The 25520-nt window shown below is 60.2% G+C and carries 19 protein-coding genes; 4 read left to right on the top strand and 15 right to left on the bottom strand.

Annotated features, from left to right (window positions below):
- Window positions 1-400 precede the first annotated feature (400 nt).
- The 6 genes from EKN07_RS09550 to EKN07_RS09525 are packed head-to-tail and all read right to left on the bottom strand — an operon-like array spanning window position 401 to window position 6059.
- Complete coding sequence (locus EKN07_RS09550) at window positions 401-1033, bottom strand: dihydroxyacetone kinase subunit L (protein ID WP_126146264.1); 633 nt, start codon at window positions 1031-1033, stop codon at window positions 401-403.
- Window positions 1033-2037 carry a dihydroxyacetone kinase subunit DhaK gene (locus EKN07_RS09545; protein ID WP_108716252.1) on the bottom strand — a complete coding sequence of 335 codons (1005 nt, stop codon included), beginning with the start codon at window positions 2035-2037 and terminating at the stop codon, window positions 1033-1035. The genes EKN07_RS09550 and EKN07_RS09545 overlap by 1 nt, the downstream gene beginning before the upstream one ends.
- Entirely contained in the window at window positions 2034-3578 is a 1545-nt protein-coding gene (locus tag EKN07_RS09540; protein WP_108716253.1) for a tripartite tricarboxylate transporter permease, read from the bottom strand. The genes EKN07_RS09545 and EKN07_RS09540 overlap by 4 nt, the downstream gene beginning before the upstream one ends.
- Before the next feature lie 9 nt (window positions 3579-3587).
- Entirely contained in the window at window positions 3588-4139 is a 552-nt protein-coding gene (locus tag EKN07_RS09535; RefSeq protein WP_108716254.1) for a tripartite tricarboxylate transporter TctB family protein, read from the bottom strand.
- 11 nt (window positions 4140-4150) lie between these two features.
- Complete coding sequence (locus EKN07_RS09530; protein WP_164546647.1) at window positions 4151-5134, bottom strand: tripartite tricarboxylate transporter substrate binding protein; 984 nt, start codon at window positions 5132-5134, stop codon at window positions 4151-4153.
- 19 nt (window positions 5135-5153) lie between these two features.
- Window positions 5154-6059, bottom strand: a complete 906-nt coding sequence (locus EKN07_RS09525; protein WP_108716256.1) for a dihydrodipicolinate synthase family protein — start codon at window positions 6057-6059, stop codon at window positions 5154-5156.
- Between the two features lie 246 nt (window positions 6060-6305).
- Here EKN07_RS09525 and EKN07_RS09520 point away from each other — a divergent pair, with 246 nt between their 5' ends.
- Complete coding sequence (locus tag EKN07_RS09520; RefSeq protein ID WP_108716257.1) at window positions 6306-7130, top strand: IclR family transcriptional regulator; 825 nt, start codon at window positions 6306-6308, stop codon at window positions 7128-7130.
- Window positions 7131-8036: 906 nt separating this feature from the next.
- Here the strand turns inward: EKN07_RS09520 and EKN07_RS09515 are convergent.
- Complete coding sequence (locus EKN07_RS09515) at window positions 8037-9101, bottom strand: DUF5692 family protein (protein WP_241228169.1); 1065 nt, start codon at window positions 9099-9101, stop codon at window positions 8037-8039.
- Window positions 9102-9680: 579 nt separating this feature from the next.
- Between EKN07_RS09515 and EKN07_RS09510 the strand changes: the two genes are divergently transcribed.
- Window positions 9681-10313: a TetR-like C-terminal domain-containing protein gene (locus tag EKN07_RS09510; RefSeq protein ID WP_126146262.1), complete on the top strand. Its 633-nt coding sequence runs from the start codon at window positions 9681-9683 to the stop codon at window positions 10311-10313.
- A 441-nt stretch (window positions 10314-10754) separates the two neighbouring features.
- Here the strand turns inward: EKN07_RS09510 and EKN07_RS09505 are convergent, their stop codons facing one another.
- The 6 genes from EKN07_RS09505 to EKN07_RS09475 all read right to left on the bottom strand — a co-directional run bounded on the left by EKN07_RS09505 (window position 10755) and on the right by EKN07_RS09475 (window position 18551).
- Window positions 10755-13343, bottom strand: a complete 2589-nt coding sequence (locus EKN07_RS09505; RefSeq protein WP_108716259.1) for an ATP-dependent Clp protease ATP-binding subunit — start codon at window positions 13341-13343, stop codon at window positions 10755-10757.
- 406 nt (window positions 13344-13749) lie between these two features.
- Window positions 13750-14202, bottom strand: coding sequence for a D-aminoacyl-tRNA deacylase (gene dtd, locus EKN07_RS09500; protein ID WP_108716260.1), 453 nt, complete (start codon window positions 14200-14202; stop codon window positions 13750-13752).
- A gap of 420 nt (window positions 14203-14622) precedes the next feature.
- Window positions 14623-14979 (bottom strand): DUF2516 family protein, encoded by a 357-nt coding sequence (locus EKN07_RS09495; RefSeq protein WP_108716261.1) that lies wholly within the window; start codon window positions 14977-14979, stop codon window positions 14623-14625.
- A 970-nt stretch (window positions 14980-15949) separates the two neighbouring features.
- Entirely contained in the window at window positions 15950-17110 is a 1161-nt protein-coding gene (locus EKN07_RS09485; RefSeq protein ID WP_108716263.1) for a glycine cleavage T C-terminal barrel domain-containing protein, read from the bottom strand.
- The gene (locus tag EKN07_RS09480) at window positions 17103-17678 is read right to left on the bottom strand and encodes an FABP family protein (RefSeq protein WP_108716264.1); all 576 of its coding nucleotides are present in this window, start codon (window positions 17676-17678) and stop codon (window positions 17103-17105) included. Before EKN07_RS09480 ends, EKN07_RS09485 begins: the two co-directional genes overlap by 8 nt.
- Window positions 17679-17687: 9 nt before the next feature.
- Window positions 17688-18551 (bottom strand): hypothetical protein, encoded by an 864-nt coding sequence (locus tag EKN07_RS09475; RefSeq protein WP_126146261.1) that lies wholly within the window; start codon window positions 18549-18551, stop codon window positions 17688-17690.
- Window positions 18552-19256: 705 nt separating this feature from the next.
- Between EKN07_RS09475 and EKN07_RS09470 the strand changes: the two genes are divergently transcribed.
- Window positions 19257-19880, top strand: a complete 624-nt coding sequence (locus EKN07_RS09470; RefSeq protein WP_108716266.1) for a DUF47 family protein — start codon at window positions 19257-19259, stop codon at window positions 19878-19880.
- Window positions 19881-19883: 3 nt separating this feature from the next.
- Entirely contained in the window at window positions 19884-20885 is a 1002-nt protein-coding gene (locus EKN07_RS09465; RefSeq protein ID WP_108716267.1) for an inorganic phosphate transporter, read from the top strand.
- Window positions 20886-21085: 200 nt separating this feature from the next.
- Here the strand turns inward: EKN07_RS09465 and EKN07_RS09460 are convergent, their stop codons facing one another.
- Together EKN07_RS09460 and EKN07_RS09455 are read right to left on the bottom strand one after the other, a co-directional pair.
- Window positions 21086-22255 carry a bifunctional NUDIX hydrolase/histidine phosphatase family protein gene (locus EKN07_RS09460; protein WP_126146260.1) on the bottom strand — a complete coding sequence of 390 codons (1170 nt, stop codon included), beginning with the start codon at window positions 22253-22255 and terminating at the stop codon, window positions 21086-21088.
- Between the two features lie 201 nt (window positions 22256-22456).
- Window positions 22457-25309: an RNA degradosome polyphosphate kinase gene (locus tag EKN07_RS09455; protein ID WP_126146259.1), complete on the bottom strand. Its 2853-nt coding sequence runs from the start codon at window positions 25307-25309 to the stop codon at window positions 22457-22459.
- Between the last annotated feature and the right edge of the window lie 211 nt (window positions 25310-25520).

Here is a 25520-nt window from a genome sequence, read left to right as displayed (position 1 = left end):
CACTTCGCGGTCATAGAGCAAAAACCCGGAGAGGATCCATAGTCTGCAACATCGCACACCCCAACGAGCGCCTCTCCTCCGGCGAGCTCCACCAACTACATGACGCAACTACTACCATCTAGCAAGATGAAACAACAATAAATAGTGTAATAGTCACACAAACCGGCTTTTATCAACGTAACTCGATTTTCCGACATATCTGACTAACAACGAGCACTAACCATCATGAATCACTTCAATTCACGCGCAAGCGCTCAACACCACTTTCAGCAGCATGTCTGAGAACAACGCCTTACATGCGATACATGCGCGGACTGCCCATCCGAGGTACGCAGGCTCATGGGGCACACCCACATGCAGTGAATGCGCCCCATGAGCTGCGGATTACTAAACGTGCCGCCTAGGCGAAACTGGTCAGGCCCTCGATCAAGTACACGGAAGCCTGGCCTCCTTGGTCTACTAGGCCAACGGCCTTATCACCGAAAACGGCCGCCTTTCCGAACCGGGGAACCATATCCTTGGTCGCCTCCAGGCCCTCGGACGCCCCGGCCCGCGCCGCCTGCGCGACCTCCGTGAGCCCGCCGTCCTCGTCGTCAACCTTCGCCCGAGCTGATCGCGCCGCCGGTGCAAGAACGTCAAGCAGGGTGCAATCGCCTTCCTGGCACTTTCCACGTTTGGCGACGCCGTCGCGCAAACCTTCCAGAAGTGTTGCCAGCCCGGCGGCGTCAATCGCTCCTTGCCCGCGCAGTCCGCGTCCGGCCTGCATTAGCGCCGAGGCCATAAGCGTTCCCATGGTGGAAGGTACCGCGCCGGCCATCGCCATGCCGCCTTTCATGAGCATCTCGCCGCAATCGTTACCCTCATAGGTGCCGACACTCTCAGCGAGTGCCGCGAAGCCCTTGCGCATGGTGATCCCAAGGTCGCCGTCGCCTAGAGCCGCGTCCATTTCACGCAGTGTTTCCTCATGGTCCGCCATATTCTGCGCAACCACGGCGAAAAGCTTGGCCAGCTCGGCCACGCCCAGGCTCTCCATTACTTGGCCTCCTGCACAAAGAACGGTGTGGCAGCTGGCGCGAGAAGCAGGTCCTCGAGCTCGTCGTCCAACTCGATGAGGCTGATAGAGGCTCCCGCCATGTCCATTGAGGTGACGTACTCGCCGACATAGGTCTTCGCAACCGTGACTTCCCGTTCGCCGAGTTCCGCCAGCACCTCGCCAGCCAGAATGTACAGCTCGTCCAGCGGCGTCGAGCCGAGGCCGTTCACGAGCACGGCCACTCGCCCTCCGGCAGCCACAGGGCGATCATTCAAAATGGTCTCCACGCTCTCCTTGGCCAGCTCGCGGGCGGGCTTGACCTCGCCGGTCCACACGCCCGGCTCGCCGTGGATGCCGACGCCCATTCCCATCTCGTTTTCGCCCAACTCGAAGTTGGGCTTCCCGGTACCGGGGATCACGCAGGGCGCCATGGCGAATCCAACGGTGCGCGTGCGATCATTGGCCTTCTCCGCCGCCGCGGTCACCTCGTCGAGTCCCGCGCCACGCGCCGCCGTCGCGCCCGCGCATTTGTACACGAAGAAGATTCCGGCCACGCCACGTCGGCGGTCCTTCTCCTCCGGTGGCGCCGAGTTCACGTCGTCGTTACCGAGGACGGTCCTGGTCTCAATACCCTCCATCTCACACATCTCGCCGGCCATGTCGAAGTTCATGACATCGCCGGTGTAGTTCCCATACAGATACAGGAGGCCTTTACCGGTGTTACACGCTTTCGACAGTTCGAAGAGTTGCGCCGACGACGGCGACTGGAATACGTCTCCAACACCGCATCCGTCCAGCATGCCGTCTCCGACGTACCCGAGGAAAAGCGGAAGATGCCCGGTACCTCCTCCAGTTATGATCCCGACTTTGTCTGGGACCATGGCCGCGCGAGCATAGCAACGCAGGTCATCGCCCACGGGCTGCACCTGCTCGCCGTGAACGGCGTAGATACCCCGCAGCATGTCATCGGTGTACGTCTCCGGGGAATTGATCACTTTCTTCATTGCACAGTCTCCTTTGTCTGTACGGGTAGCCGGCGACTCCGGCTACTCTTTTGTAGCGAGCGCAACAGCGGGACGACGAAGGTAAGAGCCACCAGCACCACCAGCACGAGCGACACCGGGCGAGTGACAAAAATCGAGTAGCTCCCGTTCGACATCACGAGCGCACGTCGCAAGTTTGATTCAAACATACTTCCCAGTAACAGGCCAAGGATAAAAGGTCCCGGTGGGAAACCGTGCGCCTTGAACAGGTAACCCAGCACGCCGGCGATGAACATGAGGATGACATCGAAGAAGTTGTTATTGAGCGAATATGAGCCGACGACGCACAGCCCACACACCGCTACCCACACGGTCGATTGTGAAACGCTCAGCGCGCGGGCCGAGGCCTTCGCCGTCGCCAGCCCGAATGCGAGCATTACCAGATTGGCCAGCAACATCAGCAACATGACCTGCGCGGTGAAATCAGCGTTCTCGCTAAACATCTTGTATCCCGGTTGCATGCCGTACATGGTCAGTGAACCGATCAGAATGGCGGTAACGGCGTCGCCCGGAATGCCGAGCGTCAGCATCGTTGTCATGGCCCCGCCGATCACACCGTTGTTGGCAGCCGAACTCACGGCAAGCCCCTCTACGGATCCCTTCCCATATTCGTCCCCATGCTTGCTGAACTTCTTACTGTTGCCCCAGCAAATGATGGAGGCGATGTCACCGCCCGCAGCTGGAATCGCTCCGATAATCGTGGACGCACCGGCAGCCACCGTGGTCCGGGGCACTAGGCCAAGCGTCTCCTTCACCGGTGGCAATACGCGCCCGAGTTTCAGATTCCTCTTCCGCTCCGCCAGTTCCTCGGCTTCACGGGCTCGATTGCGGATGTGAATCTGGTAGAGCACCTCCCCGATCCCGAAGATGCCGATCATTACCGGGATGAAAGAGACACCCGCCAGCAGAGACGTCTGCCCCATCGTGAATCGTTTAACGGAAAGGATTGGATCAAGACCAATCGACGCGACAAGCAGACCGGCCGCACCCACCACAAGGCCCTTCAAAACATCATCACTGGCGACGGCGATCATCATCGCCAGGCCGAATACCGCCAACAGGCAATACTCGGACGGTCCGAATGTGACGGTGAACCGCGCAATCGGGCTGGCGAAGAGGATCAAGGCGATAACGCTCACCACACCGCCTAACACCGAGAAGATTACGTTGACGCCCAATGCGATACCGCCCTGCCCACGTCGGTAGAGCGGGTAACCGTCGAAGCTTTGGGTGATAGAGGCGGGCGTACCCGGCGTATTGACGAGAATCGCCGATATGCCGCCGGCAAAGATAGCCGCATTCCACAAGCCCATCAGCATGGCGAATCCCTCGGTAGGAGAGAACCAGAAGGTTATAGGGGTCATAATGGCAATCGCCATCGTGGCCGACAGGCCCGGCAACGCACCGATAATGGTGCCAATAACAACTCCGGCACATAGGAAGAGCAGCACGGAAGGCTGCATTAGTGTTTGCAGGGCACTTGCCCATACTTCTGAACTCATTGTCCGTCCTTACACCGCGAATTGGATGGAGAACCCGAGCGTGAATGCCAAGTAGATGAAGAGGGTGAAGCACGCGGGGAAGATGAGAAGGAAACGTAGAGGCCTGCGATAGAGTGCCGACATGAGCAGCGTCATAACGTAAAGCCCCGGATAGAACCACCCGGTCGCATGCCAGAAAGTGAGGAACACGGCCAGTAACGCCAGTGTTCCGAGTAGGAGTAGGGCGTCCTGTTTCCGCTCGGCCGGTTCAAGTTCTGGCTCCGATGATGCCTGCTCGACGGCGACGTGCTCCGGCTCCAGCACTGCCTGCGCCCGCTCGCTCGGTGCCGTCGGCCCCTTCCGCGTCGTCGAGAACGAAGTAACGAGCGCTCGCACCGCCAGAACCAAGCCGAGTGCTGCCAGCAGCGCGCCGAGCACGATGGGGAAGAACCCCGCGCCCGGCACGCCGTCGGACGTGGCAGCTTCGAAGGTCAGGTTGCTATCACGTATCGCCGAGACGAGGAATGCACCACCCACTAGGAAGGCGAGGCCTCCCGAGATAAGGTCGTCTTTGCGTAACATGGCCGCGCGCCTCAGCTATTGACAATGCCTAGCTGTGGGATCAGTTCGGAGAAACGCGCCAGGTCCTCAGCAGCGGCGGCATCCATATCCGGTCCACTCAAATAGGCGTGCTCATAACCACGTTCCGCCAGGAAGTCGACCACCGAGTCCGAGTTCATTGCAGATCCACTCGCATCCTGAAGTACGGCAACCACCTCATCGGGAGTGTCTTTTGGCACAGCGAATCCACCCCATCCCTGCACGGTAAGGTCCACACCCAGCTCAGAGGCGGTCGGAACATCAGGCAGAATGGACGAACGCTCATCGCCCAGCACGGTCAGTACCTTCAGTTCTCCGGACTCCACGGAGGACTGCACCTCCGACGGACTGACGGTGACGGCTTGAATATTCCCACCCACGAGTGCTGCAACAGCGGGCGCCGCACCGTCGAAGGGAACATGGGTAAACTCAACATCCTCTTCCTGCTCGATTGATGCTGCGGCAACGTGCCAGATCGAGCCGGTGCCAGAGTTTCCGACTTGGATCTCGCCGGGGTGCTCACGGGCGTAGTCGACGAAGTCCTCGTAGCTATCCCACGGGCTATCCGCCCGGACCGTCACCGCTGCCGGGATGGTCATCACACGGCCAAGGAAGGAGAAATCATCGGTGGATAGGTCGGTGAATCCCAACGCCTTGAGCATTGCCGATTCGACTGGCATATACGCGATGGTGTAGCCGTCGGCTTTTGAGCTTCGAACCTGCTCCAGTCCGATGGCACCAGAAGAGCCCGTCACATTCGTGACGACGACGGAGGTATCCAGTTCCTTTTCAAGCTCTTGCGCGTAGGCGCGAGCGGTTAGATCGGATGCGCCTCCCGCCGAATACGGCACCACAATGGTCACTTGTTTACCCGCCGGAAAATCCGACCCGTCGGAGTTCTCCCCCGAGCCGTTTCCACATGCCGCAAGTGCCAGTACCAGGGCACCGGCTGCCAGCATGGCTATCTTTGTTCTCATCGGTGTATGCTCCTTTGCGCTATTTCGACTCATCTGAGAACGATTGAATGGTTTCTTCGATCTGTACGTGAATTTGCTCGTACTCCTCCAGCGGTAGTTGGAGGAGCGGCGGCCGCACCACTCCCCCGGCAATGCCTCGGCGTGTCAGCAGATACTTGAAGATCGAGATGTCCGCGCCTGCGCGCATGATCGCGATCAGGCGGTTGGCGTTCAGCTGTGCCTGCCGGGCCTGTACAAGGTCGTCGGCGTCGTACAGTTGCTTGATAGCGACGAAGATCTCCGGCAGCGGCCCCGAGCATCCTGAGACGATGCCATCACACCCGAGTGCGAGCGCCGGGAGGAACAGGTGGTCGGCGCCTGGCAGCACGGAGAAACCGTCACCGATTGCGAGGTATTCGGCGATGCGCGTCATATTCGGATAGCTGTACTTAATCCCGACGAGATTGTTACAGCGCTCCCTGATTTCGCGGACCACTGAAACCGAGAGATCGTTGCCCGCCAGCTGCGGAATTGCGTATGCGTAGACGGGAAAGTCCTCCGGCACTTCTCGGCACACCGACTCGTAGTAGGAGATTAGAGCTCGGTCGGTGAGCGAGAAGTACATCGGAGTGACAACGCCGATTCCGTCCGCCCCGGCATCAACCGCGTGATGCGCAAGCGCGATGGTATCGGCAGGCATTTGGCATCCGACATGGATGTACACGGGCACACGCCCGTCGGCCTGGTCGATCACCGCTTCGGCAACCCGTTTTCTCTCCTCGACGGAACACAGCAGCATTTCTCCTGTCGTCCCCGCGGGATACAGACAGTCAACTCCGGCCTGAATGAGGAAATCGACCTGCTCGCGCAGCGACCCGTAGTCAATACTTCCATCTCCCCGGAATGGGGTGGTCATAGCGGTAATAACGCCGGATAGCTTGCGCATAGCCCTTCTTTCATCGCACACATCGTTGTCTACTTTGCAGAACTGGGTTCAGCAGCACCGCCGTTCGTTCAGTTCTACTGAACACTAGAATAGCGCGAAGCCGTGTGTCCCACAACGCATAGTTGATGTGATGCGCGGCACCATTACGAGGCGGCGGAGCCAATTCGCCGTCGTAACGGAACCTCTGGAAGCCGGACCACGAGGCCGTAAGATATATGCAGTGCAAGGCCAGAAAATGGAGGCGGTGTGGCAAGCAGAACCACGCAATCGGATCGGGGCGATAGCTCTGCGGGCGGCGTCCAGTCAGTTGTAAAGGCGGTGCGAATTCTTGACTGTTTCTCCGCCAACCAGCCCTTTCTCACCCTGTCGCAGATCTGCCGTGAGACCGGATTGCCAAAAAGCACCGCTCTGAATCTGGTCCGCACGCTAGAGCAGTCGAACTTACTGATGCGCATGGAGGACACTCAGCAGTATCAACTGTCGTATCGCGTCATGGAGTACAGCTACGCACTGAGCTCATCACTGCCTCTTATCCAGTACGCAATGCCCTTCTTGGAAGAGATTCAGGTGAGCACGGGTGAGAATATCTACCTCACCAGCCATATCGACGGGCGTGTGTTCTACTTGGAGTGCGTTTACCCCAGTATCCGCATTGGCAACTACTCCGTTCAGGGAAAGACCCTTCCTATGCACTGCACCGGCTGTGGGAAGGCCATGCTGGCCTACTTATCCGACCACGAACTGCAGCAGGTTGTCGATAGGCGAGGCCTCCCCCGCTTGACCCCCGCCACGATCACTGACGCGGACGCACTGCGCGAGGAACTGGCGGCGACGCGCGAGCGTGGTTACGCCCTTGACCTGGAAGAAGAAACTGCGGGTGTGAAATGCGTGGCCGTCGCCATACGTGACGGCTCCGGCTATCCCGTGGGTGCCATCAGCATCTCGGGAACCACGGTCAGTGTTCGCGACGATCTGATCGAAGAGTATGCGCGCATCCTTTCGCGGGCCGCATCGGTATTTGCATCAGTCTCGCGGCAGTTCCCCGCCGCACAGTTGCGCAGCCGCGGGTAGCGACTCTCTTCACCATCGCAATCGACGGCGCGGCATCCCTCAGCTGCGCCGTCACTGGTAGTGGTGCAAGATAACGGGCGAGGCGACATGCACGTCACCTCCAACATCTCCCAGTACTGGCCCCACGAACGGCGACCAGTGTGGAAGCGACAGCAGAGTATCAGACAGCAGCTCCACCGCCGAGCTATTACGGAGGTGTGATATTGCGGCTGCATGTCGACGTCGTTGCAGACGCATGGCAGCGGCCGAAATGGGGGATTGACCAAGTCGGGGATGGTGCCTACCACGCTTTTGGTCCCCGCACGGCGGTCACTGCCGAATCGGTGTCAAAATCCCGGTGGTTCCGCCCATCGAGCATCCATAGAATGGGGTTGTCACTGGAGTGGTGTCAAAATCCCGTCCAAACGCGAAGCAAGCGCTTCGGGCCAGCATCCAAAACCGCGTGATTCCGCCATTTTTTAAATGGAGCGATTCCACTTTGCCTCCGTTTGGACGGGATCTGGACACGCTCACGCCAGCGCACCCCCGAACTGCTCACACCCCAGAGCACAAACGGGAATGAGAAACACCTGAACCACCGACTCTGCACGGCCGATCACTGGATCCGAAAAAACAAGCTCGGCGCCGACCAGGGACGGTCTGCCCCACCAGCACTGGACGTGCGCGTCACTTGGGCGCGGCCTCTACGCCCCGCCCTCCACCAACGCCACTGACGAAAAGAAAAGCCCGGATCTGCGCTTGCTAGCGATGGCACAGATCCGGGCTTCCACCCTTACCATTGCAACCACAGCACCGCTTGACGCGGTGCCCCAGTAACAACTCACACCATGTGCACGGTTAACCACTCCCGTACACATTCCTCTATTATGCCTGGGCTCCGCTGTGCGCACAACAGGGACATCACGTTCAGTGCAACGCGCGAACCCCGACACTATCGACACCGGCAGCCTCATCCCCGGCAACCTCAGCCCCGACTGTCTCGGCCGCAACGGCCCCAGCATCATCGGCCGCAGGCCAAGCGCCGGCGCTTTCGGGCGCCGCCTCAACCTCGATATTCGCGTCGCGCACCTCCCGGTAGGCGGGAAGGTCCGTATACAGCTCATCACGCAGCGGGTTCAATCGCTTGGCGCGGATAGTGCGCACCTGGTAGATCAGCACCGCCACATTGGCCACCAGCGAAATAGCCGAAACCAGGAACAGCGCTGCCGGGCGATGTGACGCCTCTACCGCGAAGCGGGACGACGTCACGAAAGTCGGCACGGCCATAGTGAACATCATCCACAGCGCCAGGGTGTGCGCCCGATGCTGTAACCATGCACCCCGCTTAATGAAGAAGGCCGGAATCGTGCAAGAAATCAGCAGCGCCGCACCGGCATAGAAGGAATGGTCACCAACACAGTTGTACACGTAGGCGAAGTTCCACAGATCGTAGGCAATGATCCAGAACCACAGCATGTCGGGCCAGATCATGTCCTTCGCCTTGTCACGCGAGACAATAATGCCGCTCCAGCCACAAATGGTGATGAGGTTGAGCAGGCCCGCGACACCGTTCATGTAGTTCCAAGAACCGGAGACCATGAATACGCCGTCGACCATCTCGTTCGCACCCATCGCGCCCACCTGAAAGTCACGGATGCATGCCTCCAGGATGTTCAGACCCAGAATCGCGGGCGGGAAGAGCAGCGCCCACCGATGCGCGCGCAGCTTCGGGTGATAGCGCAGTGCCATGAAACCGAGGCACCCGGCCAGCGCCGAATAGACCTTCACCCAGTGGAACCAGGTGCCGGTCGACGAACCGGCACCCGCCGTCGTCGGCCAAACAAAAACAGTCAGGACGATTGGCAAGACGATAAAGATCGCCCAGCCCGCACTGCGGAAGCGGCGAGTCAGCTCGTTCAAGCCGATCAGTGCCGCGAGTACCGCGAGCCATGCCAACCACGAATACCACGGTATTGATTCGAATAAAAACATTGTGCGTGCTCCAAGAAATCGTGAGGAAGCCCGTCAGCGGGCTGTCCATTACACGATTACGTTATGATGCAGGCAACGACGACGGCGATGGACAGTCGCGCGGAAGTGTCCAAAAATCCGACTTCGCGTCACGGTTCCGGGTCGACGACGTCGCGACGTTTAGGACTTTGTTCCTAGAGAGCGAGGGGGAGCCAGACCATGGACGATAACATCATGTTCCCGTACGACGTCGTGACGCCACCGGGTAGTGCACGACGAGAGCCGGACACCACAGCACAGGCGCCCGGTCGCGGCGCACAAAGTCCGGCTGGCACGACACTGAGTAGGATGAGGCAATTCACGAGCAGTGCGGCGCAACCGCCACAAAGTATTGCACATCCCCCGAGTGCCACCACCCAACCGCGGAGTGGAACCACGCACCCGCCACAAGGCATTGCGCATCCCCCGAGTGCCACCACCCAATCCCCGCGCAACACCACGCAACCATCACATAGAGGCGGGCCGCCAGCGGGAGACACCCCGAAATCGCCCCCTGGCAAGGTACAGCCACCTGACTGCGCAAGACGATCATCGATCTACATGGCACATGTGGCGCACGGCAGGGCGCAATCGCCGCGTGGTCATGCGGCGCCACCAGCGTACACAAAGAAACCGACGACGCCGGAGTTGCTCGGTCAAATTCTCAAGGAACAACTGCGCACAATTCCTTTGTCAAAGGTCACGGTGGCCGGTCTGGCAGCAGATGCCGGTATTTCGCGCCAGGCGTTCTACTACCATTTCTCCGATATACACGATCTGGCGGCGTGGGTATTCCAGATCGACATTGCCGACCACATCATGGCGCATGCGAGTTACGCACAGTGGGCGAACGGCTTCCGGCAGATGCTGGCCTACATGCAAGCACACCGCGACCAGGCGTATGCGGTGATCAACTCGCTCAGTCACGAGGAATTGGAGCAATTCTTCTTCCGGACCTTGCGCGAGATGATGAGCGTCATCGTGGCCGAGCTGGAAGGGGATCTGCGACTAGCAGAGGCGTCGCGCACCTTCGTGATCGAGCATTTCACCCTGATCGTGCTGGGACATCTACTGCACTGGTTCGCTACGGACATGGCCGCCAACCCCACTGGTTTAGTGGACGACCTTGAGCTAATTCTGCACGGCACTGTGCGGGCGGCTCTGGAACGCTTCGCGCAACGGGATGCCATGTAAACACCCCATCGCCCACCGCCAAAACGCCGCCTTGGCACCTCCGCACGGACACCCTACAGGCGCCCCAGTCGGCCGCCAGAGCACGAGGCGGCCAGCCTCTGCCGCAATCCACCCCAACCACCAGCACAAGGCGGCCAACACGGAAGTGCCCCCGGATACCGAAGCATCCGGGGGCACGAGGGCTGGTTTAGCGTCTGTATGCTATCCAATTTTGAGCGCTTGTAGCAAGTGCAAGCACCGGCCGCAAGTACAAGTGCTCTCTGCGGGTACGGGCGCTCGCCGAGGTCGGACGACCGACAGATCTGTCAGCAGACCTGCCTTTGCTCGACCGGAGCCACCCCGCCTGCCTGCCCCGCAGCCAACTCTCAATTCGCTGCAGAGAGGCCAGCGGCTTGGATGGGCCCAACCGTTTGGATGGGCCCCATATCACTCGGTGCGGCGTTAGTTCGCTGCAGATAAACCACTGGGCTGCGAGCCCGCCGACGAGCCGCCACTCCACGTATCGGTCGCTGCGGCCAGTCCGTCGATTCCTTCCGGCGCCTCGGCTGCCTCGGCATCCTCGGGAAGGGGCGCGTCGGCATCCTGTCCGGAGAAGGTGAAGGACATCGGGATATTGTTCTTATCCACGTCCACCACAATGGTCTGACCCGGCCGGAACTCACCAAAGAGCAGCTTCTCGGACAGTACGTCCTCAATGTCGCGCTGGATGGCGCGACGCAGCGGACGCGCACCAAGCACCGGATCGTACCCGCGATCAGCGAGCAGGCTCTTGGCGTCGTTCGTCAAGGCGATGCGCATATCTTGCTCGGCCAACCGCTTGTCCAGCTTGCCGATCATCAGATCGACAATTGCCAGAATCTCCTCGCGGCGCAGCTGCGGGAAGACGATCATTTCGTCCACACGGTTGAGGAACTCGGGGCGGAAATTGTCCTTCAGTGCCTCGTTGACGCGCTGCTTCATGCGCTCGTACGACGTCGTCGTGTCCTGATCGAACTGGAAGCCGGTGGTCACGCCCTTGGCAATGTCCTTCGTACCGAGGTTGGTCGTCATGATGATGACGGTGTTCTTGAAGTCGACCACGCGCCCCTGCGAATCGGTAAGGCGGCCTTCCTCCAGGATCTGCAGCAACGGGTTGAACAGGTCGGAATGCGCCTTTTCAATCTCGTCGAACAGTACCACGGAGAACGGCTTGCGCCGTACCTTCTCGGTCAGCTGGCCGCCCTCTTCATATCCGACATACCCGGGAGGAGCACCGAACAGACGGGAGACGGTGTGCTTCTCCGAGTACTCGGACATATCAAGCGTGATCAGCGCGGACTCGTCACCGAAGAGGAACTCGGCTAGCGCCTTGGCCAGTTCGGTCTTGCCGACGCCGGTCGGACCGGCGAAGATGAACGAGCCACCCGGTCGGTTCGGATCCTTCAGGCCGGCGCGAGTGCGCCGAATCGCCTGCGAGAGCGCCGTGACGGCCTCGTTCTGGCCGATAACGCGCTTGTGCAGCTCATCCTCCATGCGCAGCAGCTTGGCAGACTCGGCCTCTGTCAGCTTGAACACCGGGATACCGGTGGACATGGACAACACCTCTGTGATGAGGTCTTCGTCGACGACGGAGACCACGTCCATATCGCCATCCTTCCAGGCCTGCTCGCGCTCGTTGCGCTGCTCGGTCAGGCGCTGCTCTTCGTCGCGCAAAGAAGCGGCCTTCTCGAAGTCCTGCCCGTCAATGGCGGCCTCCTTATCGCGGCGCAAACCGGCGATCTTCTCGTCTAGCTCGCGCAGCTCCGGCGGCGCAGTCATCTTGCGAATGGCGAGCCGTGCACCGGCTTCATCGATCAGATCGATGGCCTTATCCGGCAGGAAGCGGTCGTTGATGTAGCGGTCGGCCAGCGCTGCGGCGGAGTCGATCGCATCATCTGTAATCGTCACACGGTGGAAGGATTCGTAGCGGTCGCGCAACCCCTTGAGGATCTCGATGGTCTGCGGCACCGTCGGCTGATCCACCTGAATCGGCTGGAAGCGCCGCTCCAAAGCGGCGTCCTTCTCAATGTGCTTGCGGTACTCATCCAAGGTGGTGGCACCGATGACCTGCAATTCACCACGCGCCAGCATGGGCTTGAGCAGCGACGCCGCATCGAGTGCGCCTTCGGCCGCGCCTGCGCCGACCAGGGTGTGAATCTCGTCGATGAACAGAATGATGTCCCCGCGCGTATTGACCTCTTTGAGGATCTTCTTCATGCGCTCCTCGAAGTCACCGCGGTAGCGTGATCCGGCAACCAGCGAGCCCATATCCAGCGAGTACAGCTGCTTATCTTTGAGCGTCTCGGGAACATCTCCGGCGGCAATCGACTGGGCGAGGCCTTCGACGACGGCGGTCTTGCCGACGCCGGGTTCGCCCACCAGCACCGGGTTGTTCTTGGTACGGCGGGATAGCACCTGCATGACACGCTCGGTCTCCAGATGACGTCCAATCACCGGATCGAGCTTGTGCTCACGCGCGGACTGCGTCAAGTTGCGTCCAAACTGGTCAAGAACAGTTGAGCCTGCCTTCTGACCCTCGCGGGCACCGTTTCCAACCCCAACCGGCTCCTTACCCTGGTAGCCGGAAATAAGCTGATTGACCTGGTTGCGCACGCGCGGCAGATCCGCACCGAGCTTCACCAGTACCTGGGCGGCGACGCCGTCGGGTTCACGGGTGAGCCCGAGCAGCAGGTGCTCCGTCCCGATGTACGAGTGTCCCAGCTGCAGACCCTCACGCATCGCATATTCAATGACTTTCTTGGCACGGGGAGTGAAGGGGATATGCCCCGACGGGGGTTCCTGGCCCTCCCCGATAATATCGATGACCTGAGCTCGGACATTCTCCAACGTGATGTCCAAAGCATCAAGCGCCTTGGCAGCAACGCCCTCTCCCTCACGAATGAGACCGAGCAGAATGTGCTCAGTGCCAAGGTAGTTGTGTTTGAGGTTACGAGCCTCCTCCTGCGCGAGTACGATCACCCGGCGGGCACGGTCTGTAAACCGTTCGAACATTGGCACTCCTTGCGTGGTACTACTCCCTGACTTGGCGAGTTCACTCAACCATAACTGCGCCGGTCGCTAAATCCTGCCGTTGTTCGCCAGCGGCGTGAGGTGTGATGGCATGAAGCCCCTGTCCTACGCGAGAATTCGCGGCAAAAACACCGCACACATGCGTTCTATGCCATCGCGCAATACTTACAAATGCTGCCTTTCTCGCCGCCACCATGCGCACGCGTCCCGCAGCCGAGTAGTTTCTAGAGAGTAGTTCTCGCGGGAGAAGTGCCCTGTACGAGTTCCGCAGCCGAGTAGTTTCTAGTCGCGAAGAGTCCGTTCCGGCGACGACGTGCACACACGTTCCGTACAACACCTTCCATACAGCGAGTGGCCTAAGGGAAGCGCCTTCGACACTCAACCTGACTCAACACTCCACCAGGATCGTGAAGGGACCATCATTGACCAACTCAACATCCATCATCGCGCCGAACTCCCCGGTTTCCACATGCAGCCCGTAGGCGGATCGCAACTCCTGCACAACGGCGTCTACCAGCGGTTCGGCAACGTCACCCGGTGCCGCGTGCGACCAACTCGGCTTACGCCCCTTCCTCGTATCAGCATAGAGAGTGAACTGTGACACGACGAGGACCGGAGCCCCGCATTCCTCCGCACTACGGCGAGCAGCGGTATCGTCTAAACCGCCCGACCCTCGCAGGATTTTCAACTGTGCGATTTTCCGCGCTGTCTTCTTCGCTTCGGCATTCCCGTCGGAACCAGTCACACCCAGCAACACACATAGCCCAGCTTCGATCGCGCCTACAACACGTCCGTCCACGCGAACCTCTGCGCGTTTGACACGCTGGATAACTGACCGCATGCTTCCTGCTCCTCACTCGATTCTCGCCGCGCCGGTGGCCACCCCGACCTGCTGCGGGTCATCCAAGCCCGCTCAAGGGATTCTCGCCGCGCCGGTAGGACGCTTGTGTTGTGGCTCAATACGCAAGCTTACGATCCCCGATTGCCACCCGTCACCGTGCGCACGTGCCGCCCACTGGGCGACGTATCACGGGCCATTCGGAGCACGTGTTACCGCGCGTGTGCCAACCTCGCTTACCTGTTACAGCAGTCTTTACGATAGCGATCATCACCGGCGCGCACGTCACCCTCGGCACGAGGAAGTCCAGCGGCAATCTGACGGCACAATCGTCACCGTGCGCAGATAACCCGGCCAAGAAGCTAGTCCCAGCGTGTAGATTAACCGCGCGAGCCTCCCGCAACTCCGATGCCTTACGCCTGCCTAATCCGCGACTTCATTTGTCTCCGTCGCGTCAGCTGCCGACGTCGCAGTTCCTCCCCGTGGTCCCATCCGTGGATATTCCGCGCCGCGGTAGTAAACTCCTGGAACAAGAATCAGCAGGAACAGCACGAAATGCACCCATGAAAGATCGGGCGACACGATGAGGACTGCCCCGAAGAACAATGCAAAACTGAAACAGAGTAGCCAGGAATCCCGCGATCCCTTGGCCTTCTTGAAGTCACTCTCCGGACGACGCCCGCAGTCCACCAAAGCCCACACATCGATTGCCAGTGCACCAAGTACGCTGATGAACCCAATCAAGAACAGACTACCGAAGAACAACTCCTCATCACTCATTGTCTTCGCCTTTCGTTCTGCCTATGACTATCTTCGCTTTACTCGGAGACTAGCTCCAAACGGCCCAGTACGCTTCTGATTCGGAGTCTTTCTTTGATCGGAGCCTTCCGCAGCAAGGAACACCGCGGCACGCACCAATACCACAGCGCTCGGTTCTCACCAGCCTCCACGATTTGAACGCGGGCGCTCGCCGCCAGGCCGTCGCGGTCCCATGCGCTGCCGCTCCGGGCCGAGGTAGTAGACAACGGCGATGATGGCGAGCAGAGAGAGAAATCCCCGGAACGGCAGGTATATGAATGGCACAACGAAGCTCAAACTGAGCACCACTGCTAGGACCAGCACAACGGTCCAAAAGTCCTTTGATCGCCGTGCGAACGTAAAATCGCCCGCCGACCGGCCCAAGCAATCCACAAGCGCCCACACCGCAAGAGACGCTACAAAAAGCGCAATCGCCCAGTTTATAAGGCCATATAGTGTCCACCCCAGCACGGCGGCCCACCTCCCCTCCCTAACATAGAAGCATGAGAACACTCACGCCTACACAGCACACCCCAGCGACGTGCTGCGACGAGTTCCTCTACGGGTCTGCATCGATATGCACCGACGCCACGGCATGTACTGCCCTCGCAGTATATCCATCCCGCACATCATCCGCAGCCACAGTTCCCGACATCCACCGTCGTATTCCTGTGTGCCACGTCTCGGCATTCAACACCAGCTCCGCTTTCGCCCGACCGTTGTATTCCCTCGTGCCGCATCGGCACCGATAGGCCGCAGCCACATCAGAACTAGTGCCCCGCCTGCTCAACAGCCTGTAAACTACCGGGCCACACAGACCTGTCCAATATCTAACCAAAATCTAGCCGACTGAACATGTCGGCAGAGAATGGCGCAGGATTTCCGACTTTCCGCACCGTTTCCCGGCTATGCCATTGCTATCGCATGGGCGCACTACGAAAATCCGTGCATATCAGAGCTGATCACGCCTGCGCAGTTCGGCGCCGGGTCGGCGCTCCGGAGACACACTGGATTTTCCGCTCGGCGTGACGATTACTTCCTGGGCCGCCCGGAAATCACCAATTTCGACGACGGCCTCAGTTGGCAGGTTGCGCCGTACCAGAGCGAGCGCCACCGGCCCCTCCTCACCATCGCTCACGGCACTGGTAACGGTACCGACCACGCGGCCTCCCGCTACAACGTCGTCGCAGTGTCGAGGCAACTCACCGGGCGGCCCTTCCAGGTACAGCATGACGAGCCGTCGAGGCGGCCTCCCCAGATTCACTACCTTCGCAATGGTTTCCTGCCCGCGGTAACAGCCCTTGTCGAGGTGGACCGCAGTGCGTAACCAGTCAAGTTCATGCGGCAATACCCGCGGCACGATCTCTGTGGCAGGCCGCGGTCGCCACGCCGTGACGCGCGCAGCTTCCCAGGCTGCAATTCCGGCAGGGCGGAAACCAACTTCACCAAGTTCTCGTGCGATACCAGGTAATTCGTCACCTGGTACAAGCGCCATAACACATTCGCGGCCCGCCGCCCGATGCTCTGCGTCAAACGGGCCGTATGTCGCGCCACCCACTGCGGTGCGTGGCCAGGGGTCGCGCCACACCAGGGGAAGGCTTGTCACGATTGCCCGCGCTGCCAGCGCACCAATTGCCTCGCCAAAGCCGCCCAATACGGCAACGTCGTCGCGCCGCTCCACCTCAACACGCAGCATGAAGCGCATGGAATCCAGGAAACATACTAGTTGCGCCCCATGGCCGCCATCGGCGATAAGCCAGGAGGTCGCGCCGTCGTCGAAGAACGCCGCCGCCGTTTCGATATGACCATCTGGGTCGAGCAGCAATAGCTCGGTCGATTCTCCCGGCTTGCGATCCACCAACGCCTGACTCGTCAAGGAATGCAGCCAACTAAGACGATCCGGGCCACTGACGGTAACGACATCCAGATGAGAGAGGTCGGTAAATGCACGTCCACTTTGCAGTGCGCGCTGCTCAGGAATTGGCGCGCCATAATGCAGCGCTACACCGGCATCTACTCCCGTCGCCGACACCGCATCCGGTAGGGAAAGCAGCGGACTCTGTAGGGCATTCTCCACCCTGCTTCTGCTCGCCATGGCGTCGATGTCACTCATCGGTCACACGCGAGAGTCTGCCCGCCATATAACTACTCATCTCGTGCCCGAAGGCCGCCATATCGTACGCGAGGAACAAATCCGATTCGACCAGACCGGCCATTATCCGACCGCCCGTCTGCTCAACCGCGGTGGGCGTGGTGGCAATGGCGTCGGCCTGCATCTGTAACTGCGGACCCTTGATCAGGCCCGCCCACGTCATAGCATACCCGGCCGGTGAGGCCGTCAGTCCCTCCAACATCGTGGCACCGTCGCGCTTATCCATCCCCGGCGTCGCGCGCAGATAGCCCGCCAACGAACTCCAGAGACGTTCCTTTGTCAGAGACGCATACCCGTCCAGTCCGGGCATCTCCTTGTCGACGGCGCCCGCGGGTTCAGCGATCAGCCAGACACGGGAGTTAACCCGCAGGTACGGGCCGCCGTCGTCGTTATCTATCGAGACCTCATGAAGGTAACCGGCAGCATCAATGCCCTGGTACTCGAGGACACCCGCGCCGCACCAACGGCCGATTAGCCACGCCATCGGGTAACACTCGGGCGCCACATTCTCCGGAATCTGGAAGACCATACCTCAAGGCTAAAGCACAAGCAGCGCACTCGCGTATCCGAGAACGCCCAGAGCGGAATGCGGTACAAGAACGAATGTCACCGCGGGCCCGCCCCGACCAGCGGTTTCGAGAAGCCTAATCACCTGGCTCAGACCCCAACACAGGACCGTGTACCCGACCGTAAGAATGGCGCACGGCCACCAGCTAACACCTGGCATAGCGTAGGTCACAGCAATCCCGCCTCCTGCCGCACACAGCAACACACACATATATCGCCACGGGCTAGGCACGAGAAAAAATGGAATCGATCCCGCGGCAATAGCCGCAGCCCCGATAAGAAGCAGTTCCCCTCCGCCCGGCGTGCGCGCCGTCACGACCCACAGGCAGCCACACAGTCCAATAAGAGCCCCCGTATACGTGCCCGAAACCTGCGCGGCGAGGTCAGATCGCCCGTCGCGGCGCAGCATCTGCGCCACGTAAACCGCCGGGATCGCCATTGCGGCAACGTATGCAACGTGGATCGGGTGACCACACATTGCACAAACCGCTCCACACACAGCCACGAACAGCATCGTCGCGCGTGCCGATGCGATATGCGGAAGCGAGAGCAAACGTGGCCAGCCCCATGTGATGACACCAAAAGCCAGAAGAACCACGGCGACGACGGGAAGAAACACAACACTCACACCGGCGAGACTCACAGCGGCAACATGCGGCTCATAGCTGGGAATAACTACCGGAAGTGGCTCGAACTCCTCCGATAAACGCATCGTCGCCCATGCTCCTAGCGCCAATGCCCCCGCGCCCGCCACGGCGGCGACCGCACGAACCGCGCGGGGGGCGACCGAAGGTTCGTTCTCCTCTGCCCTGATAGGTAGAAGCTTCTTCCTCACCCCGGCATTCTCTCACGAGTCACCCTCTGCCGTTGAACTCCAGAGGCTGGTTCTAGCTGAACTCCCACAAGCGGTGACAGTCCGGGGGTGCGGTGAGGGTTCAGAGCACGGTGAGGACTCCGGGACGCGGTGACAATCCGGGGCGCGGTGACAATCCGTGACGCGGTGACAATCCGGGGCGCGGTAAGTACTCAAGGGCGCGGTAGCGGGCATGCACAAGCTCCCGGGAACTGAGCCGCTGGAAACCGACGCCTTTCCTGCACCCGCTGCACCCCTCCATTCCCTTCCACATGGACCCATCGTCATGTAATCGAAATGTGATCATAAAAGCACGCGACACGCACCGCTCTTACTGCTATGCTGATGCTACGGCACCGGATCGCGAAAGCCCCGGGCTCCAACTATTGCCGCTTCGAGCGGCTTTCGCGCCGACTGGCGCTATCGGGTTCGGTGTTCCCTTCACAGTGAGGGAGTGACACTTCGGAGTCACTCCCTCACTTGGGTTTCTGGCCTCACCAGTGTCCGTGTTCTCCGAATTTGTGGCCTATTTCTGCCGTGTATTTGCCCGTACCCCTTCCAGGAGCGCTAGTCTTATCTCGGCATGGCTAGACAAGACTCGAGCGTGTTGAGAAAACACGCACGGTATGCCCTATCCTGCTATTGGAATGCCGTCCATCGGGTGGCACCTGTTTACAAGGAGATCGTGTGGCGCTCAGAAAGTTCTCGAAGTCGGACTCTTTGTTCGAGTTGCTGACCACTCAATCACAGCACCTCATTGAGGCTGCCGACCTGCTCGGGCAAATTATTGCTGCCGACCCGCAGGACAGGACTGACCTCAACACCAAACTGCACGAAGTAGAGCACCGCGCTGATGACGCCTGCCACACCGTGCTCAAAAAAGTGAACCAGTCCTTTGTACTTCCGTTCGACCGGGAAGATCTCTATGACCTGACATCCGTGACGGATACATGCGTTGACCTGATGGATGAGGCGGGCGACGATCTCATTCTCTTCAAGCCCAGTGCTCTGCCTGATGGTGTCAATCTGCAGGTGGCGATCCTGCGCGAATGTGCCCAGCTAACCCACGAGGCCATGGGAAAGCTCGCGAGCATTGACAAGACAACTCGTGACTACTGGGTGCAGGTTAACCAACTAGAGAACGAGGGCGACCAAGTGTACCGCGCCATGATGGCCGACCTGTTCGAAGGTGGCACGGACGCGCTCGAGGTAATGAAAGTTAAACTCGTGCTCGACGCCATGGAGAACGCCATCGATTCCTTTGAGGAACTCTCCGCCGTCGTCGAAACAATTGCCATCAAGGAGTCCTGACCTTTGAGCGGCACACTTATTCTGGTCTGCATCATTCTGCTCGTATGCATGGTTTTCGACTTCACCAACGGTTTCCACGACGCCGCCAACGCTATTGCCACCTCCGTGGCGACGCGCGCACTCTCCCCACGCGCCGCGCTAACCATGGCCGCCATCATGAACTTCATTGGCGCCTTACTCGGCACCGGCGTCGCCGAAACAATTGGCAGTGGAATCATAGATCCAGCGGTTGGAACTGACGGCCTGTTAGTCGTCTTTGGCGCGCTAATAGGTGCAGTGACGTGGAACCTCATCACCTGGTGGTTCGGGCTGCCGTCCTCGTCATCGCACGCACTCATCGGAGCTCTCGCCGGTGCCGGCGTCGCCTCGGCTACAACTGTGCACTGGAGTGTCATCTTCGACAAGGTCATCATTCCGATGATTCTCTCCCCTGCGGTCGGCTTCATTGTCGCGTTTGTGCTAATGAAAATGGTACTGCGTCTGCTGGCTAATGCCCCCTACCGCAGCACGATGCATCACTTCCGGCACGCCCAAACAGCATCGGCTGCCGCCATGGCACTGGGACATGGCTTGCAGGATGCCCAGAAAACCATGGGCGTGGTCGTTATGGCGCTGGTGGCCGGCGGATACCACCACGACATGAGTATCCCACTATGGGTCAAGCTTGTTGCTGCGGCGGCCATCTCAGCTGGCACTTACAGCGGTGGCTGGCGCATTATGAAGACCCTCGGACAGAAGATCATCGATCTGGATCCCGCCCGGGGCTTTGTCGCCGAAGGTATCGCGGCAACCGTGCTGTACGGCACCGCATTCCTGTGGCACGCTCCTATCTCGACCACACACACCATTACCTGCGCAATCATGGGAGTGGGTGCGACGAAGCGGCGCTCCGCCGTGCGCTGGGGTGTTGCGGGAAATATCGTGGCTGCCTGGATCTTCACTCTGCCATGCGCCGGACTTGTGGGAGGCGCGGCGACGGCGCTCATGCGGCTCATCGCTTTGTAGTCGGGACAGTCAGGACACGGTTTCTCATCGGGGTTTGGTTTCCAGCCGGGGCTTGCATCCGTCTGGTGTCCGCTCCCGAACCGGACCTGGTTTGTTCCCGCGGTTACTTTCGAGTCGTGTCCTCGTTTCTGGACCGGGCCTAGTTTCTCGCCAGGCCTCGGCCGTCCTCCTGCGCTTCGCGCCCTCCAGGTTCGAGCCTGCTAGAGCTCGTCGCCCTCCGGCGGGCGGAATCGCTCAACTGCCAGCGCTAGAACCTCACACTGCGACACCGGGAGGCTTGTGTGCACGACGAGTATCTCACCCGGTTTGAGATAGGGATCCTCCGTCGGCAGTTGCGAGCGAATAGACGGTGGACTCATAACACCAACCATTTCCATCACGCCGGGCAGAGTTGGCCTGTGCAGGCATATGGCCACGGTTGGCGTCTCTGCCTGCGGCCAGGTTCTTGCCGCACCGTCATCGACGTCGAGACCACGTTCGTTGATACAGGCCGCAGCTGTGATGTCACGGTGGTCGGGCGCAGTCAAAGCCGTGGCGTCACGGTGGTCGGGCCCAGCTGGAGCATCCAGAGCGGCTAGGTCCAGCAACGCTGCGCTCCCCACGCGAGCGTGCAACAACCCGGTCACAGTGGCCAGGAACGACGCCTCGTCCTCCATATACCCCTTCTCCGTAAGCTCCGGGTGCTCTTGGAGGGGGAGCCGAGCCGATTTAGCGTACGGACGCAGGGTTGCCATGCATCGCTCCCATGAGGATGACACCAGCGCATCGGCTCCGTACCAAGAGAGTTGACTGGCAAGAGCCCGGCTTTGTTTCTTCCCGCGTATGGTCAGTGGCCGCGTCTCTTCGCCATCCGGCCAGGCGGAACGTTTGCGCGCCTGTGCATGCCGGACCAGCAGAACCGGTCGGCTTGCAATCGCGGTCGTGGTCTCGCCGTCGGCTACTGCGCGTCGTAACACTTCTCGGTCATTGGGCATACTGAGGAGGGCGAGAGCCTGTTTCAGTTGAAACCAGCGCGAGGCGCCGATCTCGCGTGCGCGAGCCGGCTTGACCGGTGGGCGGCACCGCAATGCCGGATGGTTGGCCGGAAGCGGAACTGCAACCCAGTACCGGACTTCCTTTCGCCGCCCATCCCGCAACACATAAGAAACACTGCCCGCGGGTTGCCGCAGCCCCACCGGCACGCCCGTTTCCTCGGCGATCTCGCGAATGGCGGCGGCGCGGCAGTCCTCTCCAACTTTGACTTTCCCCTTGGGGAATGCCCAGTCACGATAGGAGGGACGGTAAACGAGCAGCACTTCCAGACCGTATGGGCCCAGCCGCCACACGATACCCCCGGCAGCCAGCACATCGGCTTGCCTTCGAGAGGTCATGCCGTCCTCCACTCCTCCGCATGCCAAGTACTAACAGAGCACGGCCGAGAGGCACCCATCCTGATATTCTTCATCCCAATCAGGTCAGCCTCGGGCCGAAGTAGAACATCAACTCGAGTTCGCTTACCGGGTAGGGGCGCCCGCGCGGCGGGCGAGACCGCCCCGTCGTCGCACCTTCATAAGGTCCTGGCAACGGTCCCATCACTTCCCTGCGGCGACATGCGAGCGCGCCTGCCGCATCAACAAATCCTGAATATCCTGCAGGCGCCTACCCTTCGGACTCTTGGTATGCCGCACCCACCCGTCGGGCTCAAGATGCCACGAGCGCGTGGTATCCGCACAGGCTACGTCAACCAGCTCCACTAGAGTGTCAATCATCGCGGGATCGGTAATCTTGACCAGCGCTTCAATACGTCGGTCGAGATTGCGATGCATCAGATCCGCCGAGCCGATGAATACGTCCGAGTCGCCGTCGTTACAGAACGCGTAAATGCGCGAGTGCTCGAGGAATCGGCCGAGAATTGAACGCACCCGAATGTTATCGGAGAGCCCCGGAATGCCCGCGCGCAGCGCACAGATGCCGCGCACCTGGATATCAACCGGTACGCCCGCCTGACTGGCCCGATACAGCGCATCGATCGTTTTCTCATCCACGAGGGAGTTCGTCTTGAGCTTGATCCAGGCATCTTTCCCCTTCTTCTTGTTCGCGATCTCCCGCTCGATTCGCTTAATTAGGCCGGAGCGAATACCGGTGGGAGCCACCAACAGCCGGTGGTACTTGTTGCGTGGCGCGTAGCCGGACAACTGATTGAACAGTCGGGTGAGGTCCTGGCCGACGTCGCGATCACATGTCAGCAGGCCAAGATCCTCATAACCGCGCGCAGTCTTCGGATTGTAGTTGCCGGTGCCGATGTGACAGTAGCGCCGCAGACCGTCTTCTTCCAGACGCACTACCAGGCAGAGCTTGCAGTGCGTCTTCAATCCGACAATCCCATATACGACGTGGACACCGGCATGCTCCAGTTTCCGTGCCCATTCGATATTGGCCTGCTCATCGAAGCGGGCCTTGATCTCCACCAGGGCCAGCACCTGTTTACCCGCCTGCGCCGCCTGGATCAGCGAATCGATAATCGGTGAATCCCCCGATGTGCGGTAGAGCGTCTGCTTAATTGCCAGTACCTTCGGATCACTGGCTGCCTGCGCAATGAACTGCTGCACGGAGGTTGAGAACGCATCGTACGGGTGGTGTAGCAGAATGTCATGGCTACGGATTGCCTCAAAGAAGTCCGTCGGCTTTGCCGATTCGACCTCTGCCAGTCCGAATGGCGTGACGGGCACGTACTTCGGGTACTTGAGGTTGGGTCGGTCCAGGTCATGGATGACATTCAGACCCGTCAGATCCAGCGGTGCAGGCAAGCGATACACATCCTCCTGCCGAATGCCAAGTTCCCGCACCAACAGCTGCAGCACGTAATCCGAGATACCTTCTTCAACCTCCAAACGCACCGCCGGGCCAAAGCGTCGTCGCATCAACTCGCGTTCCAGTGCGGTAAGCAGGTTTTCGGCGTCGTCCTCTTCGACTTCCATATCCTCATTGCGAGTAACACGGAAGGTGTAGTACTCGACGACTTCCATACCGGGGAAGAGCTGCTCGAGGTGGGCGCCGATCACTTCTTCCAGCGGCACATACTTAGTCCGCCCCTCGGCATCGATGGGAACATCTTCGGGACGGTAGGCCCGGCCCTCGGAATCCACCGCAATGAATCGTGGTAGAAGTGGCGGCACCTTCACGCGCGCAAACAGGTTCTTCCCCGTTCTCGGATTCCGCACGACGACGGCGAGGTTCAGCGACAGCCCCGAAATGTAGGGGAAGGGGTGCGCCGGGTCCACCGCGAGCGGTGTGAGTACCGGGAAGATCTGCTTCTTGAAGAACTTGCGCAGCCGGTCGCGCTCCCCTTCCCGCAGGTCGTGCCAGTGCAAGATATCGATGCCCTCACGGGCGAGCTTCGGCTGCACATCCTCGGCGAACACCTTCGCGTGCCGCGCCATTAGTTCGTGGGTACGCTCGGTGATGCCGTCCAACACCTGCCGCGGAGTCATACCCGACGCCGCCGTAACCGCCATACCGGTGGCGATGCGGCGCTTCAAACCCGCAACACGGACCATGTAGAACTCGTCCAGGTTCGACGCGAAAATCGCCAGGAACCAGGCGCGCTCAAGGATCTGAAGACTCTGTTCCTCGGCCTGCTCCAGTACACGCTCGTTGAATGCAAGCCAGGAAAGCTCTCGATCCGCGAAGCGTCCGTCCGGCAGGGTGGACTGGTCCAGTGAACGCGAAGCCTTTTTGGCTTCGTCGCGTGCCTGCTTTGCCATTTCCACAAGCGATGTGGTGGATACCGGTGAGCCGAGACGCATGCGTGCCTTGGCGCGGGCCCGTTCCGCTAGGCGTTCTTCTTCGTCGACGACGATGATGTCTTCATCGTCATCCTCTTCCTCGTCTTCGCCGCCGAGATCGCCAGTCTCTTGCTCGTCGACGTCGCCGGGGCTCTCAGGGGCGTCGTCAGCCGGAGTGTCATTGCCAACCACATCGTTCTTGCCGACCTCGCCGGCCGCGCCGACCTCGTTGGCATCGTGAGGCTCACGGGCCGTGTGAATCTCGCGTGGCTCACCTGCGGCGCCGTCGACGCGCTCACCGTCGGCGCTGGAGGAACCACCGTCCCCGCCAGTGGTGCCGGGAACGTCACCTTCACCGTTCGTCTCGACGGCATTGGTATCGGCTTGCCCTTCCGTGGTATCGCCTGCGGCGCTCGCATCGGCGTCATACCCTCCGGCAAGATCGCCAACAGCATTCACATCGCCCTCAACAGGTTGCGGCAACTCGTGGCGCTCCTGCCCCGATGCCGGATCCACGTCTGACGCCGAGTCGGTACCTGGCGACTGATCGGCAGGATCACTCGATGCATGATCGACGACGTCCGTAGCGGTCCATTCGGAGGGCGCGTTCCCCGCGGTTGAATCCGTTGACGTCTCCGGCAGCGTTGGCTCTTCGTTCATAAAGACCATCATCCCATTTACCGCCGGTCCTTTACACCCCCATTTCGCGAGTTGCGCTTACCGTCGGGGGTCGGAGGCGGCATCCGAGGAAGGTCTGCGCCCACCCCTTTCGAAGAAGTGGAGGGTTTGGCGAGAAATGGAGGAAAAATCACGCACTTTCTTGAAAAACCCTCCACTTCTTGAGCCCTGGGACGACAGGCAGGGCAACCCT

The sequence above is a fragment of the Actinobaculum sp. 352 genome (assembly GCF_003957265.1).
In the GTDB taxonomy this organism is placed as follows: Bacteria; Actinomycetota; Actinomycetes; order Actinomycetales; family Actinomycetaceae; genus Asp313.
The sequence above is the reverse complement of the archived record's forward strand: the minus strand, read 5'-3'. Positions and strand labels throughout refer to the sequence as shown.